The following is a 15,738-nucleotide window of genomic DNA, read 5'->3' on the forward strand; positions in this document are numbered from 1 at the left end:
ACCCCCACCCTCGACAAGTACGGCAACGACCTCACCGAGATGGCCCGCGACGGCCGCATCGACCCCGTCATCGGGCGGGACGAGGAGATCGAGCAGACCATCGAGATCCTCGCCCGGCGCGGAAAGAACAACCCCGTCCTCATCGGTGAGGCCGGCGTCGGCAAGACGGCCATCGTGGAGGGGCTCGCCCAGCGCATCGTGGACGGCGACGTGCCCGGCAACCTGCTGGGGCGGCGCGTCGTGCAGCTGGACGTCTCGGGAGTCGTGGCGGGCACCCGCTACCGGGGCGACTTCGAGGAACGGCTCAGCGCAATCATCGACGAGATCCGCGCGCACTCCGAGGAACTGCTCATCTTCATCGACGAGTTGCACACCGTCGTCGGCGCCGGCGGAGGCGGTACGGAGGGCGGCTCGATGGACGCGAGCAACATGCTCAAGCCGCCGCTCTCCCGCGGCGAGCTGCACGTCATCGGCGCCACCACGCTGGAGGAGCACCGCCGCCACATCGAGAAGGACGCCGCCCTCGCCCGTCGCTTCCAGCCCGTCCTCGTCCCCGAACCCAGCGTGGCCGACGCGGTGGAGATCCTGCGCGGACTGCGCGACCGCTACGAGGCGCACCACCAGGTCCGCTACACCGGTGAAGCGCTCATCGCGGCCGTGGAGCTGTCCGACCGCTACCTGACCGGGCGCTACCTGCCCGACAAGGCGATCGACCTGCTGGACCAGGCCGGAGCCAGGGTGCGGCTGCGCTCGGCGACCCGCGGCACGGACGTACGGGCGCTGGAGCGCGAGGCGGAAGGGGTCAGCCGTGACAAGGACCAGGCCGTGGCCGCCGAGGACTACGAGCGGGCGACGCAGCTGCGTGACCACCTCACCGAACTCGAGCAGCAGATCAGCCAGGACGAGCGCAAGCATCCCAACGGCCGGATCGCCGAGGTCACCGTCGAGGACATCGCCGAGATCGTCTCCCGGCAGACCGGCATCCCCGTGAGCAACCTGACCCAGGAGGAGAAGGAGCGCCTGCTGGGCATGGAGGACCGCCTGCGCGAACGCGTCATCGGCCAGGACGAGGCGGTGGCCGCCGTCTCCGACGCCGTGCTGCGCTCCCGTGCCGGACTGGCCAGCCCCGCACGGCCCATCGGCAGCTTCCTCTTCCTCGGTCCCACCGGTGTGGGCAAGACCGAACTCGCCCGCGCGCTGGCGGAGGCGCTGTTCGGGACGGACGACCGCATGGTGCGCCTCGACATGAGCGAGTACCAGGAGAAGCACACCGTCAGCCGGCTCGTCGGCGCGCCTCCCGGCTACGTCGGTCATGAGGACGCCGGCCAGCTCACCGAGACCGTCCGGCGCAACCCGTACTCGCTGCTCCTCCTGGACGAGATCGAGAAGGCCCACCCCGACGTCTTCAACATCCTGCTGCAGGTGCTCGATGACGGACGGCTCACCGACAGCCAGGGCCGCACGGTCGACTTCACCAACACCGTCATCGTGATGACCAGCAACCTCGGCTCCGAGGCGATCACCGGGCGCGGTGCGCTGGGCTTCGGCAGCGGTGACGCGGAGGACGAGGAGGAGGCCCGCCGGGAGCGTGTGCTGCGTCCCCTGCGCGAGCAGTTCAGGCCGGAGTTCCTCAACCGCATCGACGAGATCGTCATCTTCCGCCAGCTCACCGACGACCAGCTCCGCACCATCACGGACATGCTGCTGGACGAGACCCGGCACAGGGTCCACTCGCAGGACCTGGCCATCGAGTTCACCCCGGCCGCCGTCGACTGGCTCGTCAAGCGCGGCTACCAGCCGGAGTACGGAGCCCGGCCGTTGCGCCGCACCATTCAGCGCGAGGTGGACAACCGGCTGTCGCGGATGCTGCTCAGCGGCGAACTGAAGTCGCACACGCGGCTGTTGGTGGACGAGGAGGACGACGAGCTGGTCTTCGGCACCGGCCGCGGGGCCGACGGCGGGACGGACGCGGAGGCGACGGAGCCGGAGTGACCGGAGGATCAAGGCGGAGTGAGATGTCTTCTGCCCGGCTCAGTGGGTAGGCGCGGGACAAGAGACCTTTGTCCGCACCGAGTTGAGGAGCAGACGACGATGCCGCTGACGTTCCGCAAGAGCTTCCGGATACTGCCGGGCGTACGGCTGAACATCAACCGCAAGTCGTGGTCCGTCACCACAGGCGGGAAGAACGGCCCGCGCCGGACGGTGAGTTCCACCGGCCGCCGCACCACGTCGATGGACCTGCCGGGTCCGTTCGGCTACCGGCGGACCAGCACGGCACGCAAGCGCAACAAGGACTGACGCGGGGAGTCTCAGCGCGCTCCGGGGATCTCGCCGGTCTCCGTGACCGTACGGACGATCTCCCGCAGCTTGATGTTCTGGTCCTGGGAGCTCTTCTTCAGCACGGCGAAGGCCTGGTCCTCATCGATCTTGTAGCGCTCCATGATGATGCCGATGGCCTCGCCGATGCTGTGGCGGCTCTCCATCGCCGCATGGAGCTGTGCGTGGGTGCGGGCGCTGGAGAAGGCGACCGCGGCGTGGGAGCTGAGGAGCCAGCCGACGTGCTCGGACTGCTTCGTGAACGCGTTGGGTCTGGAGGAGTAGATGTCGAGGGCGCCGAGGTTGTCCTCGTCGGTGAAGAGCAGGAAGCCCATCATGCTGCCGATGCCCAGCTCCCGTGCCTGGGGCGCGTACCGGGGCCACCGCTCCACGGTCTCGGTCATGTCCGCGACCCGGTAGACCTCTTGGGGAACGCGTGTCGCGTCGAAGCAGGGGCCCTCGGCCAGTTCGCCCTGGACCCGGTCCGAGGCGCGGACCAGGTCGCTGGAGGTGGCGAGCGTCTGCACGCGTCCCTGGTCCACGGTCATCACCCCGGCCGCCTCGCAGCCGTCGACCAGGTCCACGGCGTGCTCCACGATGCGGTCGAGCGTCTTCTGAACGGAGTTCTGGGACAGCAGGTCGCGAGCCATTCGCGCGAGGTTTGTGGCGAATTCCTCCAGTTCCTCGTTCGTCATGCCCGCCCTTTCGCCACAGAGATCCCGAGAAGTGATTCCGGGACACGCTATATGCCGGTCCTCGTACGGCAAGCGCGAGGCGTCGACTGTGATCTATTTCAGCAGCCGGGACATCCGGCGGTCCGCCAGGGGCTTGCCGCCCGTCTGGCAGGTGGCGCAGTACTGCAGCGCCGAATCGCTGAACGAGACCTCGCGCACTGTGTCACCGCACACCGGGCACGGCTCTCCCTTGCGCCCGTGCACCCGCAGCCCCGTCTTCTTCTCCGACTTCAGCTTCCCCGCAGCCAGGCCGCGTGAGCGCTCCACCGCCTCACGGAGAGTCGTGCGCAGCGCCTCGTAGAGCGCGGCGATCTCCTCCTCCGTCATCTCGGAGGCGACCTTGAAGGGCGAGAGGCGCGCCGCGTGCAGGATCTCGTCCGAGTAGGCGTTGCCGATGCCCGCGATCACGCTCTGGTCGCGCAGCAGCCCCTTGATCCGGTGGCGCTGCCCGCGAAGGAGCCCGGCGAAGACCTCCGGGGTGAAGGCGTCGTCGAGCGGGTCCGGCCCCAGACGTGCGATGCCCGGCACCTCGGCGGGGTCGTGCACGCAGTAGACGGCGAGGCTCTTGCGCGTCCCCGCCTCCGTCAGGTCGAAGCCGCCGCCGTCGCCTCCCTGCTCGGGGCCGGCCAGCCACAGCCGCAGCGCGAGCGGCCCCTTGCCCGGGCGGGGCGGGTCGTCCGGCAGCGAGTCCCGCCACCGCAGCCAGCCCGCCCGGGCCAGGTGGACGATCAGATGCAGGTCGCCCGCCTCCATGTCGAGGAACTTGCCGTGCCGGTGCACCGCGGTGAAGGTCCGGCCCTGCAGGGCGCCGGGTGCGGGCTCGTAGGTCTTGAGCACGCTCACCGCGACCGGCATGACCCGCTCCACCATGTGTCCGGTCAGACGCTGGTGGAGAAAGTCGCGCAGGGCTTCGACCTCGGGCAGTTCCGGCATGTCTCCTCCGCTCAGGCCAGCTTGGCGGTCAGCGTGATGCTCGTGCCCGAAAGGGCTTGGGAGACGGGGCAGTTGGCCTTGGCCTCCTCGGCCGCCGCCGTGAACGCCGCCTCGTCGATGCCCGGCACCTCTCCCTGCACGGACAGATGGATGCCGGTGATGCCGGTGCCTGGCTGGAAGGTGACCTCGGCCTGCGTGGTGAGCCGGGTGGGCGGGCTTCCCGCCGAGCTGAGCCCGTTGGACAGGGCCATCGAGAAGCAGCTGGAGTGCGCGCCGGCGATCAGTTCCTCGGGGCTCGTCTTCCCGTTGGCCTCCTCGGCACGCGCCGCCCAGGAGACGGGCTGCTTCGCGATGCCCGACGAGTCGAAGGTGATCTCGCCCGAACCCCGTTTCAGGTCGCCGTTCCACACGGTGTGCGCGGTACGCGTCGTCGCCATGGTCGTTCTCTCCTGTCGGCCGTCGTGTCCGTTTTCAGTGTCAGGGGTGAGCTCTCGTCCCGTACCCCTCGTGCACCGATCCTCCGCCTCCGCCCGCCGCCGAGGACGTGACGACGCGCCGGTGTCCGCCGTCGGCGCCGTTTCGTTCCGCCCCGCGTGACACCGGCGCGCTGCGGCCTGTTCGCGATACGGGAGGCGTCGTTTCGGGTACGTGAGAGTTGAACTGAATGCTTTCGCAGACGCCATGAGGAGTTTCATCGTGATCAAAGGTGTCGACGTCTCGTCGTACCAACCGTCGGACTACAGCACGAAGGGCCTCGACTTCGTCTTCATAAAGATCACGGAGGGCACTTCGTACACCAATCCCAAGTGGGTGAAGCAGCGCAAGACAGCGCGGGACGCCGAACTCGTCACCGGCTTCTACCACTTCGCCCGTTCCGGGAGCATGAAGAAGCAGGCCGACTACTTCATGTCGAAGATCAACCTGGTCCGCGGCGACATGCTCGTCCTGGACTGGGAGGACGCGTCCGTCAGCAACGCCGAGAAGGACTCCTGGATCAAGTACGTCCAGAAGGAGCGCCCCAACACCCGGGTGTTGCTCTACTGCAACACCAACTTCTGGCTCAACCACGACACCACGTCGTTCGCGGGCGACGGCCTGTGGATAGCCCACTACAACGGCAAGCCGGGCAAACCCGGCATCAAGCACTCCTGGCGCTTCCACCAGTACACCGACGACCCCATCGACACGAACCTCGGCAAGTTCGACAGCCGCGCCGATCTGCGGGCGTGGACGCGCAAGTAGGCGGCCTGGCAGGGGATCCGGGCACGTGAGCCGCCGCGGCATCACGAGGAGGGCGGCGACAGCAGGTGCCGAATGCGGATAACCTCCCGGCATGCCGGAAGCCAACATAAGCCCCACGACCGAAGACGAGACGGCAGCATCCCGAGCCGCCGAGGTCACCGCCGACGAGGAGCCCGGAAAGCCGGCGGAGGAGGCTTTCCGGGAGGTGACTCCCGGCGATGCGCTCCTGGAGGAGACCGACGCGGATGAGCCGCCTCGCACAGGGCTGACACCGCGGCAGGCACGCAGGGTGCGCATCGTCGTCTCCGGCGTCGTCATGGTCGCCGTGGCCGTCGCCCTGTTCGTACGGCTGGGCAGCGCGCCCTCCGTCCTGACCATGGGCTTCTACGGCATCGCGCTCATCCTCTCCGGCACGGCGATCGTGCTCAGTCGCCGCGGCCGCACCCGGGTGGCCACGGGCGTTCTCGTACTCGGCTTCGGCGCTGTCGCTCTGGCCGAGTGGCTCCTCGCGTCCGTGGAGTGAAGGGCGGCGGCCCGCAAGCCCGGCGTACTAGGGTGATCGCATGACGGATGAGCTGCCCGAGATGCGCGCTTCGGACGCGGAGAGAGAGCGCATCGCCGACGTGCTGCGCGACGCGCTCGCCGAGGGGCGGCTCGGCCTCGACGAGTTCCAGGAACGCTTGGACGTCGCCTACCGAGCGCGCACGCGCGGTGAGTTGGTTCCCCTCGTGCGCGATCTTCCCAAGCAGCAGGAGGAAGGCGCCTCGGCGGTGAGCCTCACAGCTGACGAGGCGGACGACTCACTCCCCGCCGTGCGGAGGAAGCGCAGCTGGGCGGAGCGCATCGGCGGTGCCGCGAGCTCCCGCTGGGGCATCGGTGTCATGGGCGGCTTCAGCCGCAAGGGCGAGTGGACGGCGCCCCGAGTCTTCACCGGTATCGGCATCATGGGCGGCGGCGAACTCGACCTGCGCGACGCACGGTTCGAGGACCGCGACGTCGTCATCCGCTGCTTCGCACTGATGGGCGGAATGAGCGTGACCGTCCCGCCCGGCCTCGGCGTCGAGGTCCGGGGCGTCGGCATCATGGGCGGGTTCGACACCTCCGGCAGCAGCTTCGGCGACCCGGGCGCCCCGCGCGTGGTGATCACAGGCATCACCGTGATGGGCGGTGTCGGGGTGGTACGGAAGATCCCGCGCGAGGAGAAGCGCCTGCTGCGTGCCCAAGAGCGGGAACGCCGCGAACTCGAACGCCGTCAGCGCCGGGACGAACGGTCCGAGGGGCGCGACGACGGGGGCGGCGGCGAACGCAAGTCGCTGTGACCGGCCGGCACTCGGGCGGCCCGGGAGCGTGGTGCCCGGGTCACCACCATGCCGCGGGGTCGGAGCCGGGCATCCCGGGTGGAGACGCCCAGTCGGTCGGGGCTCCCTCGTAGCCGACGGGCGGCAGGGCGTACCGCAGCCGACCGAGGGGGCTGTCGGTCTCGGTGAGCCAGGGAGCCGGATCGTGGTCGTCGGGCGCCTCCGGCCCGTGACCGTGGCCGTCACCCGAAGTGAGCCCGTTCTGCAGCCAGTTGGCGGTCTGCGCGAGTGCGAGTCGCAGGAGCCTCGAACCGACCCGCCCCTGACGCTGCTCCGTCAGGGCACGCAGCACGGCGGCGGCGAGCAGATAGCCGGTGCCGTGGTCCAGCGCCTGCGCGGGAAGTGCTCCGGGAGCCCGTTCGTCAGCGCCGCGGGAGCCGTCGGCGTCCTGCCGCCCCTCGGTCAGAGCGATGCCGCTCGCCGTCTGGACCAGCGAGTCGAATCCGCGGCGCCTGCGCCACGGCCCGTACGAGCCCCAGGCGCTCAGCTGCCCCACGACGATTCCCGGACGCCGGTCGGCCAGCGACTCGGGCGCGAGGCCGAACCGGTCCAGCACGCCGGGGCGGTAGCCGGTGACGACGACGTGCGCCGCGGACAGCAGTTCCTCGAAGGTGGCCTGGTCCGCGCGGGAGGAGAGGTCCAGCAGCGTGGAGCGCTTCCCCGGCCCGGTGTCGGCGTGCGCTTCCGGGCGCTCGGGGAGCTGAGGGGCGTCGATCCGCAGCACGTCGGCGCCGAACAGCGCGAGCGTGCGAGTGGCGACCGGGCCCGCGATCACGCGGGTCAGGTCCAGTACGCGCACGGAGTGCAGCGCACCTCTTCCAGCGGCCGGCTCAGGCAGGGGGAGCGGCGGTGCCTGGTCGATGCGTGCCGCCTTCAACAGCGGGTTGCGGACCGTCTGCGCACCGTGCGGATGCTCCGCCCACTCACGGGGCGCCCGGGCGGCGACGGCCAGGCCGCCCGCCGCGTGGACGGTCTCCTCGACCTCGGCCGCGGCACGCTGGGCCAGTTCGGCGGCGACGGCCTCCACGAGTGCCGCCTCGTCGCCGTCGTGCTGGGTGAGGCCGAGTGCGGAGAGCAGCCGGGTGCGGTGGTGCGGATAGTTGGCGTGCGTGCGCAGCCAGCCGTCGGCTGTGCGCCAGAAGCGGGAGAGCGGAGCGAAGTTCACGGGCGGATTGCCGTCGGTCCGCAGATGGCGCTCGCTGGTGAAGGCTGTGGCGACGGCGCCGTCGTCGAGTCGTACGGCCGGGATGCCCGCGGCACCGCGACCCTCACCCGAGCCGGAGCCGGCGAACCGGCGCGACGACAGTTCGGCCGCTGCCAGAGAGCACACCGCGACTGTCGCGCGGGCGAGATCCATGACCGGCAGCCGGGCCGGAAGCAGGCCCTCACGCGTCGTGCAGGAGATCCGCTCCAGGAGGGCCTCGTCACCGTCCAGGGCCGCCCACGCGGGGGCGACGCCCGGCAGGTCGGTCCCGGTGCGTACGGTTCCGGATCCGGCATCCGGGGGCCTGTCCGCACCGGTCATGCTGTCCGCCCCGACCGCGCGGGCCTGATCGGCCGGGCTGATCGAGCATGCCGCACCGATCGCTGCTGGTGAAGATCGCTCCATGAGCCGCATTCTGGCACCCGGCATGCGCGGTGAGGTGGTAACGGAACCGGACGAATCGGTCACGGTGTCCTCCCGCGTGGCCGACCCGGGAAGCGCGTGAACGCCCCTGCGATAGCGTGACGCCTTCATGAACACTCCTGCGGGCTCCGCGACATGGCCCCGTGACGAGGCCGAGGCCCTCGCGGTTCAGGACGCGCTCCGCGAAGGGGTGGAGGAGAGCGACCACAGTCCGCGGCCGGGCGCGCCGGGCTCGCTGATCGCCGGTCTCGACGTCGCCTACGACGATGCGCGCGACGTGGTCGCTGCCGCCGTCGTCGCGCTGGACGGGGAGAGTCTGCGAGTCGTCGCGGAGGCGACCGCGCTCGGCCGTGTCGCCTTCCCCTACGTGCCCGGGCTTCTCGCCTTCCGGGAGATCCCCGCCCTGCTCGACGCCCTCGCGGAGCTGGAGGGCCGGCTCGGGCGCGCTCCCGATCTGCTCGTCTGCGACGGCTACGGGCGTGCGCACCCGCGCCGCTTCGGACTGGCGAGCCATCTGGGCGTGCTGACCGGCGTGCCGTCGATGGGCGTGGCGAAGAACCCGTTCGTCTTCACGCACGCGGAGGTCGGGCCGCTCCGCGGCGACGCGGCCGCCCTGGTGGACGGGGGCGAGGAAGTGGGCCGTGCGCTGCGCACCCGCGAGGGCGTCAAACCCGTGTACGTCTCCGCGGGCCACCGCGTCGGCCTGGAAGAGGCCTGTGCTCACACGCTCAGCCTCGCGCCCCGCTACCGGCTGCCGGAGACGACGCGACTCGCCGACGCGCTGTGCAGAGGGGCATTGCGCGCCACGCGCCCCGCCGGGCGCCCTTGAGGGCCTCCGCGCCGGCCGGGAGACTCTTTCGTGTGCCATGCACGGGCCGGCCTCCTGCCGGCCGTGCCTTCCCTCGCCGCTGGAGCCGCCATGCCGCGTCCGAATCCGCGTACGGAGCCGACCCCTTGCGCGCTTCCCGCACCGCTGAGGGGGGTCGTGCCACCGCTGTGCACACCGCTGACGCCGGACGGCGAGGTGGACACCGCGTCCCTGCGCGCCCTGACGGAGCGGCTCCTCAGCTTCGGTACGCAGGCGCTGTTCGTGCTCGGCTCGACCGGTGAGGTCGCCTACCTCAGCGACGCACAACGCCGGACCGTGGTGCGTACGGTCAGCAAGACGGTCGGCGGCAGGGTGCCCGTGCTGGCCGGCGCCGTCGACATGACCACGACCCGGGTCATCGGCCACGCCGGCGCCGCCGCCGAGGCGGGTGCGGACGGGCTCGTGGTCACCGCGCCCTTCTACACGCGCACCCACCCCGTCGAGATCGCCCGCCACTTCCGGCTGGTGCGTGCCGAGGTGCCGTTGCCGCTCTTCGCGTACGACATCCCCGTCGCCGTACACAGCAAGCTCGCCGCCCGCACCGTGATCGAGCTGGCCGAGGACGGGACGCTGGCCGGGCTCAAGGACAGCAGCGGAGACGACGCGGGGCTGCGAAGGCTGCTCGTCGCGCTGCGCGAACGCGGGCTCCTGGAGCGCTTCTCCGTGCTCACCGGCTCCGAACTCGCCGTCGACGGTGCGTTGTTGGCCGGTGCTCACGGCGTCGTCCCGGGGCTGGGCAACGTCGACCCGGGCGGCTACCTCCGGCTCTTCGCACACGCGCGGGCGGGCCGCTGGAGCGAGGCCGCAGCCGAACAGGACCGGCTGGCGGCGCTGTTCTCGATCGTGGACGTCGGCCCCGAGGACGCTATGGGTCGCAACTCCTCCGCCATCGGCGCCTTCAAGGCGGCCCTGCACCTCCTCGGCGTCCTCGACTGCCCGGCCACGGCCGCCCCGCAGACACCTCTCGACGACGAGTCGGTGAACCGGGTGCGCTCCCTGCTGAAGCAGGCGGGCCTGACGTGACGGGCGTCCTCGACGCGCCGTTACGCCTGCCCTGGTACCGGGAGATATCCGCCACCCAGTGGAAGTCGATGTTCGCTGCCTGGCTGGGATACCTCCTGGACGGCTTCGACTTCGTCCTCATCACGCTCGTACTGACCGAGATAGCCGACGACTTCGGGCTCAGCACGGTCCAGGCTGCGAGCCTCATCTCGGGTGCCTTCATCACGCGCTGGCTCGGCGGCGCCGTGCTGGGCGCGATGGGTGACCGCTACGGACGCAAGCCGGCGATGATCGCGAGCATCCTGCTGTACTCGCTGGGGACCTTCGCCTGCGGCTTCGCTTGGAACTACCACAGCCTCTTCGCCGCACGTCTCGCCGCCGGTGCGTTTCCGCAACCGGGCGTCGGGCTTTCTCATCTCCGGCTACGCCGGGGGTTCGGTGCTGGCCGCCGAGGTCTACAAGTGGGTCGTACCGTCGCTGGGCTGGCGGTGGATGTTCTGGATCGGTGTGCTGCCGGTGCTGGTGGCGCTGTGGGTGCGCAAGTCGTTGCCGGAGGCAGGGGATTGGGACGCCGAGGCAGGGGAGGGGACGGCCGGGGCTCGCGCTGGGGACGGGACTGAGGCCGGTGACGCCGCCACGGCTGGCACCGCCTCGCGGCGCTCCGCCCGCGTGGGGCGCCCGAACCCGTTCCGGCCGTTGTTCTCCAACAGGCGGCGCTCGGCGGCCAATTGCCTTCTGGCAGCCGTCGCGACCGTTGCGCTCTTCGTCGTCTTCACACCGCTCGGAGGCGGGCTGACATGGCCCCTCGCCCTCGCGGCCGCGGCCTGCCTGTGCGCGTTCGCCGTCCAGCTGGGCGGACGACGCAGCTGGCTGCTGTATCTGGCGCTGATGGTGACGGTCTTCTGCGCGTTCCTCTACTCCTGGCCCATCCAGTCCCTGCTGCCCACCTATCTCAAGACGGAGCTCGGGTACGGAGCGGGCCAGGTCGCCGACGTCATGTACTACGCGGGCTTCGGCACCATGTGCGGCTGCTGGCTCGCGGGCTTCGTAGGCGACAGGTTCGGCACGCGTCGCGCCTACGCCCTCTCCCTGACGGCCTCCCTCGCCTTCGTCTTCCCCGTCTTCGCAGTGCAGGACAGCGTGGTGGGACTCGGCGTGCTCCTGTTCGGCCTGCTGGCGCTCAGCCAGGGGATCTCCGGCATCCTGCCGAAGTACATCGCGGGGCACTTCCCCGTCGAGACCCGCGCCGCCTCGCTCGGCTTCGTCTACAACGTCGGCGCGCTCGGCGGGGCCGTCGCCCCGGTGCTCGGAGCCCGTCTCGCGGAGGGCCTGACACTTGCCCAGTCCCTCGCGTTCCTCACCTCCGGGCTGACCGCCGTCGTCATCCTGCTCGTCGGCCTCAACGTCCCCAACCGCCTTAACAGGCTGATCGACCGCCATCGCACGGAGGACCATCTGGCAAGCACGTCCGCGGCCACGGCAGAGACCACGGCGACGTCCGCGACCACGACCACAGCAGAGACCGCGACCACGACCACGTCCACGACCACTTCCACGAACTCGCCAGCAACCGGGACCACTTCAGCAGCGGAGTCGGCATCGGCGCCTGAGTCGGGACCGGCGCCCGAGCCGGGACCGAGGGAACGGAAGGGTGGCTGACCGCGGGTGTGAACGACAGCCGGCCATCACGTGTTCTGGTGCTCGCCGACCGTGCCTGCCCTGCGTCGGGCTCAGCCATCGGAGTCGGCCACCTGGGCGGTGACGACTCGCAGGCCCGCGTCCGTGAACTCCCTCCTGGAGGCCTCGTCCACGCCGTCGTCCGTCACGAATGTGCCGAACACGTCCGCGTCACCGACGCGGGCGAAGCAGCGCAGGCCGAGCTTCGAGGAGTCCGCGACCACCACCGCCCGGGCCGCCCGCTCGGCCATGAGCCGGTTGGTGGTCGCCTCCGCCTCGTCGTGGACGGTCGCGCCCCACCGCGGGTCGATGCCGTTCACGCCGATGAAGGCGATGTCCAGGGTGAGCTGCCGGAGCACCGACTCGCTGAAGGGGCCCGAGAGTTCGAAGGAACGGGCATGGGCGACGCCACCCGTCAGCACGATCTTGATCTGCGGACGCACCGCCAACTCATAGGCGATGTTCAGGGAGTTGGTCACGATCGTCAGGTGGGGCCCCGGCCCCGGCTCGGCGAACTCGGGCCGGACGGCGAGAGCCCGGGCGATCTCCGTGGTCGTGGTGCCGCCGCTGAGCCCGACGACGTCGCCACGCCCGACCATGCCCGCCGCGGTCTCCGCGACGGCCTGCTTCTGCTCGGCATGGTGGCCGCGCTTGTACCGGATGGGCAGGTCGTAGGCGATGGAGCTGAGCACCGCGCCGCCGCGCGTGCGCTTGAGCAACTGCTGCTCCGCCAACGCGTCCATGTCGCGGCGCATTGTCGCAGCCGACACCTCGAGAACCGTGGCGGCCTCCTCGACGTCCATCCGCCCCCGGTCACCCAGCAGTTCCAGCAGGGCGTTCATCCGCTCGTGCCGCTTCACGGAGCCGGCGTCCCCAGAACGCCCAGCAGCCGCTCGGCCTCGCGCGACACGGCCTCCCGCGCCGGGGCCACGTACTTCCGCGAGTCGATCAGCTGCGGGCTCTCCGCCAGCGTCCGGCGCACTTCGCCCGTGAAGACCGACACCAGATGCGTCGAGATGTTGATCTTCGTCATGCCCGCCTCGACCGACGCACGAAGCTCCTCGTCCGGCACTCCCGACGAGCCGTGCAGCACGAGCGGCACGGGCAGCCGCTGGCGCAACGCCCGGATCAGCTCCTTGTCGAGCACGGCAGTGCGTTCGCGCATGGCATGGGACGAACCGACAGCGACGGCGAGAGCGTCCACCCCCGTCGCCTCCACGAAGGCAAGTGCCTCCTCCGGGTCCGTACGGGCGCCGGGCGCATGCACGCCGTCCTTCCCGCCCACCTCACCCAACTCCGCCTCGACATAGACCTGTTGGCGATGGCACCAAGCGCCCAGCTCGGCGGTGGCGGCCACGTTCTCCTCGTACGGCAGGGCGGAGGCGTCGATCATCACCGAGCGCGCTCCGGCCGCGACCCCCTCCCTGAGCAGGTCGGGGTCGGTGATGTGGTCGAGGTGCACGGAGATCCCGACCGCGGAACCCTCAGCCAGAGCCTGGGTTGCCCGCAGCAGCGGGAGGAGACTGCCGTGATAGCGCACGCAGTTCTCGCTGATCTGGAGGATCAGCGGAACCGCGGCCCGTTCCGCTGCGGCGACCAGCGCTTCGGCGGTCTCCAGGTGAAGGACGTTGAAGGCGGGTGCGCCGACGCGGGCCGCCCGGGCCGTGTCGACGATGGACGCGGTGGAGACGAGAGGCATTTCTCGGACTTCCTCGGAAGAGGGCGGGTCAGGAGTCGCCCAGCATGACCGAGCGGGTCAGGCTGCGCGGGGAGTCGGGGTCGAGGCCGCGGGCCCGTGCACGCTCCAGCGCCACCCGCTGGACCAGCACGAGGTCCGCCAGCGGATCGCGCCGGCCGTGGTGGACGAACGAGGCCCCGGTGCGCGTCACTTCCTGCTCCAGCCCTTCCGGCGCGGGGCCGAAGAGCCAAGTGAGACGGCCCGGCGCGGCGATGGCTATGGGGCCGTGCCTGTACTCCATGGCGGGATAGGACTCCGTCCAGGACTGCGCCGCCTCCCGCATCTTCAGCGCCGCCTCGTGCGCCAGCCCCACCGTCCAGCCGGTGCCCAGGAACGTGAACTGCTCGGCCTCCACCCACTCCTGGCGCACCGGGACGGTCAGCGCCTCCTCCGCATCCGCCACCGCACCCGCCAGGTCCTCGCCGAGATGTGCGCGCAGCAGCGCGAGGGCGCTCGTGGCGAAACGCGTCTGCACGACGGAGAGTTCGTCGGCGAAGGGCAGGGTGACCGTCTCGTCCGAGACCTCCCTGGCCGGGGTGTCGGGAGCGCCCAGCACGGTGACCGTGGGGATGCGGCCGCGAACGGCTTCGAGAACGCGCAGCACCTCCGTCGTGGTGCCGGACCGGGTGATGGCCACGACCTTGTCGTATCCGCGCTGGGCACCCAGAAGCGCCTCGGACGCGGCGAAGGCGTCGGTGACCCCGAGACCCGCCCTCTCACGCAGTGCGGCGTACGCCTGAGCCATGAACCAGGAGGTGCCGCATCCCACCACGGCCACACTCTGCCCGGACTCCGGCAGTGCCGTGGCCGCCGCCGCTTCCTCGGCCGCCGAGCGCCAGGTCTCCGGCTGGCTGCTCAACTCCCGCTCCATGTGCGCCGTCCCGCTCACATCCCCACCCCTTACGTGTTTATGCGTCCGTCTGCAGCAGCCTCCTCAAGGGGGAGCGCTGCGCGAAGATGCTCGATTGCATCACTTCGCAATCAGTATTGCGCACGAGCGCTCGTCGCGTCATCACTCGGAAGGGTGGCCGCCGCCGCGATGGCACATCCGGGGGCACACGGCGAGGAAGCACCTGAACCCGACCGCCCCGGTCCGGACCGTCGATTCCGTGTGGTGCATGCCACTGCTCCCGAGGTGTCCGGGGTCGCGGCCCGGGGTTGTGGAATGAGAAGCGCATTCTTAGCATCGTTGGTGTTACATCAGTTGTGTCACATCGCCTGGGGACTTGATGACGACAGCGGCGGACAACCGTTGCGGCCCGCTCCGCGGGGTGCGCGTGCTGGAGCTGGCAGGGATCGGCCCCGGGCCGTTCGCAGCCATGGTGCTCGCCGATCTGGGCGCGGACGTCGTGCGCGTCGAGCGGCCTGGCGGAGCCGCGCTCGGCATCGACCCCGCCTTCGACATCACCAACCGCAACAAGCGCTCCGTGACCGTCGACCTGAAGGACGAGGACGGTGTCGCGACGGTGCTGGATCTCGTCGCACGCGCGGACGTCCTCCTGGAGGGCAACCGCCCCGGCGTCGCAGAGCGCCTCGGTGTCGGCCCCGACGCCTGCCTGGCCCGCAACCCCAAGCTCGTCTACGGACGGATGACCGGATGGGGCCAGGACGGGCCGCTCGCCCAGCGAGCCGGACACGACATCGGCTACATCGCCCTCACCGGCACACTCGGCATCACCGGCCCGGCCGAAGGCCCTCCGTACGCTCCCGCCAATCTGCTGGGCGACTACGCCGGAGGTTCGCTCTATCTGGTGATCGGCGTGCTGGCCGCGCTCCAGCACGCGCGCAGCGAAGGCGGCGAGGGCCAGGTCGTCGACGCCGCGATCGTGGACGGCACGAGCCATCTGTCCGCCATGATTCACGGGATGCTGGCCGCCGGCGCATGGCAGGACCGCCGCGGGGCGAATCTGCTCGACGGCGGCGCTCCCTTCTACGGGACGTACGAGACGGCCGACTCCGGCTTCATGGCCGTCGGCGCGCTGGAACCGCAGTTCTACGCCGAGTTCCTGCGTCTGCTCGGCATCGAGGAGCAGGCGCCCGACCGCCAGGACCCGCACGTTTGGGGCGAGTTGCGCACCGCTGTGGCCACCCGGTTCAAGGCGCGTACCCGCCAGGAGTGGAGCGAGGTCTTCCAGGACTCCGACGCCTGCGTGGCGCCCGTACTCTCCCTCGCCGAGGCTCCCCGGCATCCGCACCTCGCCGCCCGTGGCACCTTCACCGAACACGACGGCATCACCCAGCCC

The 15,738-nt window shown here is 70.7% G+C and carries 15 protein-coding genes and 1 pseudogene; 9 read left to right on the forward strand and 7 right to left on the reverse strand.

Annotated features, from left to right (window positions below):
- Together H5J26_RS19370 and H5J26_RS19375 are read left to right on the forward strand one after the other, a co-directional pair.
- Positions 1-1,992, forward strand: a 1,992-nt coding sequence (locus H5J26_RS19370; protein WP_181767166.1) for an ATP-dependent Clp protease ATP-binding subunit, incomplete at its 5' end; no start/stop codon positions are given.
- Between the two features lie 99 nt (positions 1,993-2,091).
- On the forward strand, positions 2,092-2,298 hold the full coding sequence (locus H5J26_RS19375; protein ID WP_181767167.1) for a DUF4236 domain-containing protein: 207 nt from the start codon (positions 2,092-2,094) through the stop codon (positions 2,296-2,298).
- Between the two features lie 11 nt (positions 2,299-2,309).
- Here the strand turns inward: H5J26_RS19375 and H5J26_RS19380 are convergent, their stop codons facing one another.
- The 3 genes from H5J26_RS19380 to H5J26_RS19390 all read right to left on the reverse strand — a co-directional run bounded on the left by H5J26_RS19380 (position 2,310) and on the right by H5J26_RS19390 (position 4,420).
- Entirely contained in the window at positions 2,310-3,011 is a 702-nt protein-coding gene (locus H5J26_RS19380) for a GAF and ANTAR domain-containing protein (RefSeq protein ID WP_181767168.1), read from the reverse strand.
- 93 nt (positions 3,012-3,104) lie between these two features.
- The gene (locus H5J26_RS19385; protein WP_181767169.1) at positions 3,105-3,983 is read right to left on the reverse strand and encodes an Fpg/Nei family DNA glycosylase; all 879 of its coding nucleotides are present in this window, start codon (positions 3,981-3,983) and stop codon (positions 3,105-3,107) included.
- Between the two features lie 11 nt (positions 3,984-3,994).
- Positions 3,995-4,420, reverse strand: coding sequence for an OsmC family peroxiredoxin (locus H5J26_RS19390; RefSeq protein WP_181767170.1), 426 nt, complete (start codon positions 4,418-4,420; stop codon positions 3,995-3,997).
- Positions 4,421-4,679: 259 nt separating this feature from the next.
- On the opposite strand from H5J26_RS19390, the gene H5J26_RS19395 reads away from it, so the two are divergent.
- From H5J26_RS19395 to H5J26_RS19405, 3 genes are all read left to right on the forward strand, one after another.
- Complete coding sequence (locus H5J26_RS19395; RefSeq protein ID WP_181767171.1) at positions 4,680-5,225, forward strand: glycoside hydrolase family 25 protein; 546 nt, start codon at positions 4,680-4,682, stop codon at positions 5,223-5,225.
- Positions 5,226-5,316: 91 nt separating this feature from the next.
- On the forward strand, positions 5,317-5,748 hold the full coding sequence (locus H5J26_RS19400; RefSeq protein ID WP_181767172.1) for a hypothetical protein: 432 nt from the start codon (positions 5,317-5,319) through the stop codon (positions 5,746-5,748).
- A 40-nt stretch (positions 5,749-5,788) separates the two neighbouring features.
- On the forward strand, positions 5,789-6,544 hold the full coding sequence (locus tag H5J26_RS19405; RefSeq protein ID WP_235980835.1) for a DUF1707 SHOCT-like domain-containing protein: 756 nt from the start codon (positions 5,789-5,791) through the stop codon (positions 6,542-6,544).
- Between the two features lie 40 nt (positions 6,545-6,584).
- Here H5J26_RS19405 and H5J26_RS19410 read toward each other — a convergent pair whose 3' ends face one another.
- On the reverse strand, positions 6,585-8,108 hold the full coding sequence (locus H5J26_RS19410) for a CoA transferase (protein WP_181767180.1): 1,524 nt from the start codon (positions 8,106-8,108) through the stop codon (positions 6,585-6,587).
- A gap of 211 nt (positions 8,109-8,319) precedes the next feature.
- On the opposite strand from H5J26_RS19410, the gene H5J26_RS19415 reads away from it, so the two are divergent.
- The 3 genes and pseudogenes from H5J26_RS19415 to H5J26_RS32450 all read left to right on the forward strand — a co-directional run bounded on the left by H5J26_RS19415 (position 8,320) and on the right by H5J26_RS32450 (position 11,739).
- Positions 8,320-9,039, forward strand: a complete 720-nt coding sequence (locus H5J26_RS19415) for an endonuclease V (protein ID WP_181767173.1) — start codon at positions 8,320-8,322, stop codon at positions 9,037-9,039.
- A gap of 90 nt (positions 9,040-9,129) precedes the next feature.
- On the forward strand, positions 9,130-10,101 hold the full coding sequence (locus H5J26_RS19420; RefSeq protein WP_181767174.1) for a dihydrodipicolinate synthase family protein: 972 nt from the start codon (positions 9,130-9,132) through the stop codon (positions 10,099-10,101).
- A gap of 131 nt (positions 10,102-10,232) precedes the next feature.
- Positions 10,233-11,739, forward strand: a pseudogene (locus H5J26_RS32450) (MFS transporter).
- 71 nt (positions 11,740-11,810) lie between these two features.
- On the opposite strand, the gene H5J26_RS19430 reads toward H5J26_RS32450, so the two are convergent.
- Genes H5J26_RS19430 through H5J26_RS19440 form a run of 3 tightly spaced genes read right to left on the reverse strand, consistent with a single transcriptional unit; the run spans position 11,811 to position 14,384 of the window.
- Complete coding sequence (locus H5J26_RS19430; protein WP_181767175.1) at positions 11,811-12,617, reverse strand: DeoR/GlpR family DNA-binding transcription regulator; 807 nt, start codon at positions 12,615-12,617, stop codon at positions 11,811-11,813.
- Entirely contained in the window at positions 12,614-13,456 is an 843-nt protein-coding gene (locus tag H5J26_RS19435; protein ID WP_181767176.1) for a class II fructose-bisphosphate aldolase, read from the reverse strand. The genes H5J26_RS19430 and H5J26_RS19435 overlap by 4 nt, the downstream gene beginning before the upstream one ends.
- 28 nt (positions 13,457-13,484) lie before the next feature.
- A complete protein-coding gene (locus tag H5J26_RS19440) occupies positions 13,485-14,384 on the reverse strand; it encodes an SIS domain-containing protein (protein WP_181767177.1) in 900 nt (299 codons plus the stop codon).
- 340 nt (positions 14,385-14,724) lie between these two features.
- On the opposite strand from H5J26_RS19440, the gene H5J26_RS19445 reads away from it, so the two are divergent.
- A partial coding sequence (locus H5J26_RS19445; protein WP_181767178.1) for a CaiB/BaiF CoA transferase family protein occupies positions 14,725-15,738 on the forward strand: 1,014 nt, incomplete at its 3' end.

This window comes from Streptomyces albidus (ex Kaewkla and Franco 2022), assembly GCF_013870515.1.
In the GTDB taxonomy this organism is placed as follows: domain Bacteria; phylum Actinomycetota; class Actinomycetes; order Streptomycetales; family Streptomycetaceae; genus Streptomyces; species Streptomyces albidus.

Bases quoted from the DNA above. Each gene is read 5' to 3' on its own strand.
- H5J26_RS19375 (WP_181767167.1), top strand. From the start codon at position 2,092: ATGCCGCTGACGTTCCGCAAGAGCTTCCGGATACTGCCGGGCGTACGG.
- H5J26_RS19380 (WP_181767168.1), bottom strand. From the start codon at position 3,011: ATGACGAACGAGGAACTGGAGGAATTCGCCACAAACCTCGCGCGAATG.
- H5J26_RS19385 (WP_181767169.1), bottom strand. From the start codon at position 3,983: ATGCCGGAACTGCCCGAGGTCGAAGCCCTGCGCGACTTTCTCCACCAG.
- H5J26_RS19390 (WP_181767170.1), bottom strand. From the start codon at position 4,420: ATGGCGACGACGCGTACCGCGCACACCGTGTGGAACGGCGACCTGAAA.
- H5J26_RS19400 (WP_181767172.1), top strand. From the start codon at position 5,317: ATGCCGGAAGCCAACATAAGCCCCACGACCGAAGACGAGACGGCAGCA.
- H5J26_RS19405 (WP_235980835.1), top strand. From the start codon at position 5,789: ATGACGGATGAGCTGCCCGAGATGCGCGCTTCGGACGCGGAGAGAGAG.
- H5J26_RS19410 (WP_181767180.1), bottom strand. From the start codon at position 8,108: ATGACCGGTGCGGACAGGCCCCCGGATGCCGGATCCGGAACCGTACGC.
- H5J26_RS19415 (WP_181767173.1), top strand. From the start codon at position 8,320: ATGAACACTCCTGCGGGCTCCGCGACATGGCCCCGTGACGAGGCCGAG.
- H5J26_RS19420 (WP_181767174.1), top strand. From the start codon at position 9,130: ATGCCGCGTCCGAATCCGCGTACGGAGCCGACCCCTTGCGCGCTTCCC.
- H5J26_RS19435 (WP_181767176.1), bottom strand. From the start codon at position 13,456: ATGCCTCTCGTCTCCACCGCGTCCATCGTCGACACGGCCCGGGCGGCC.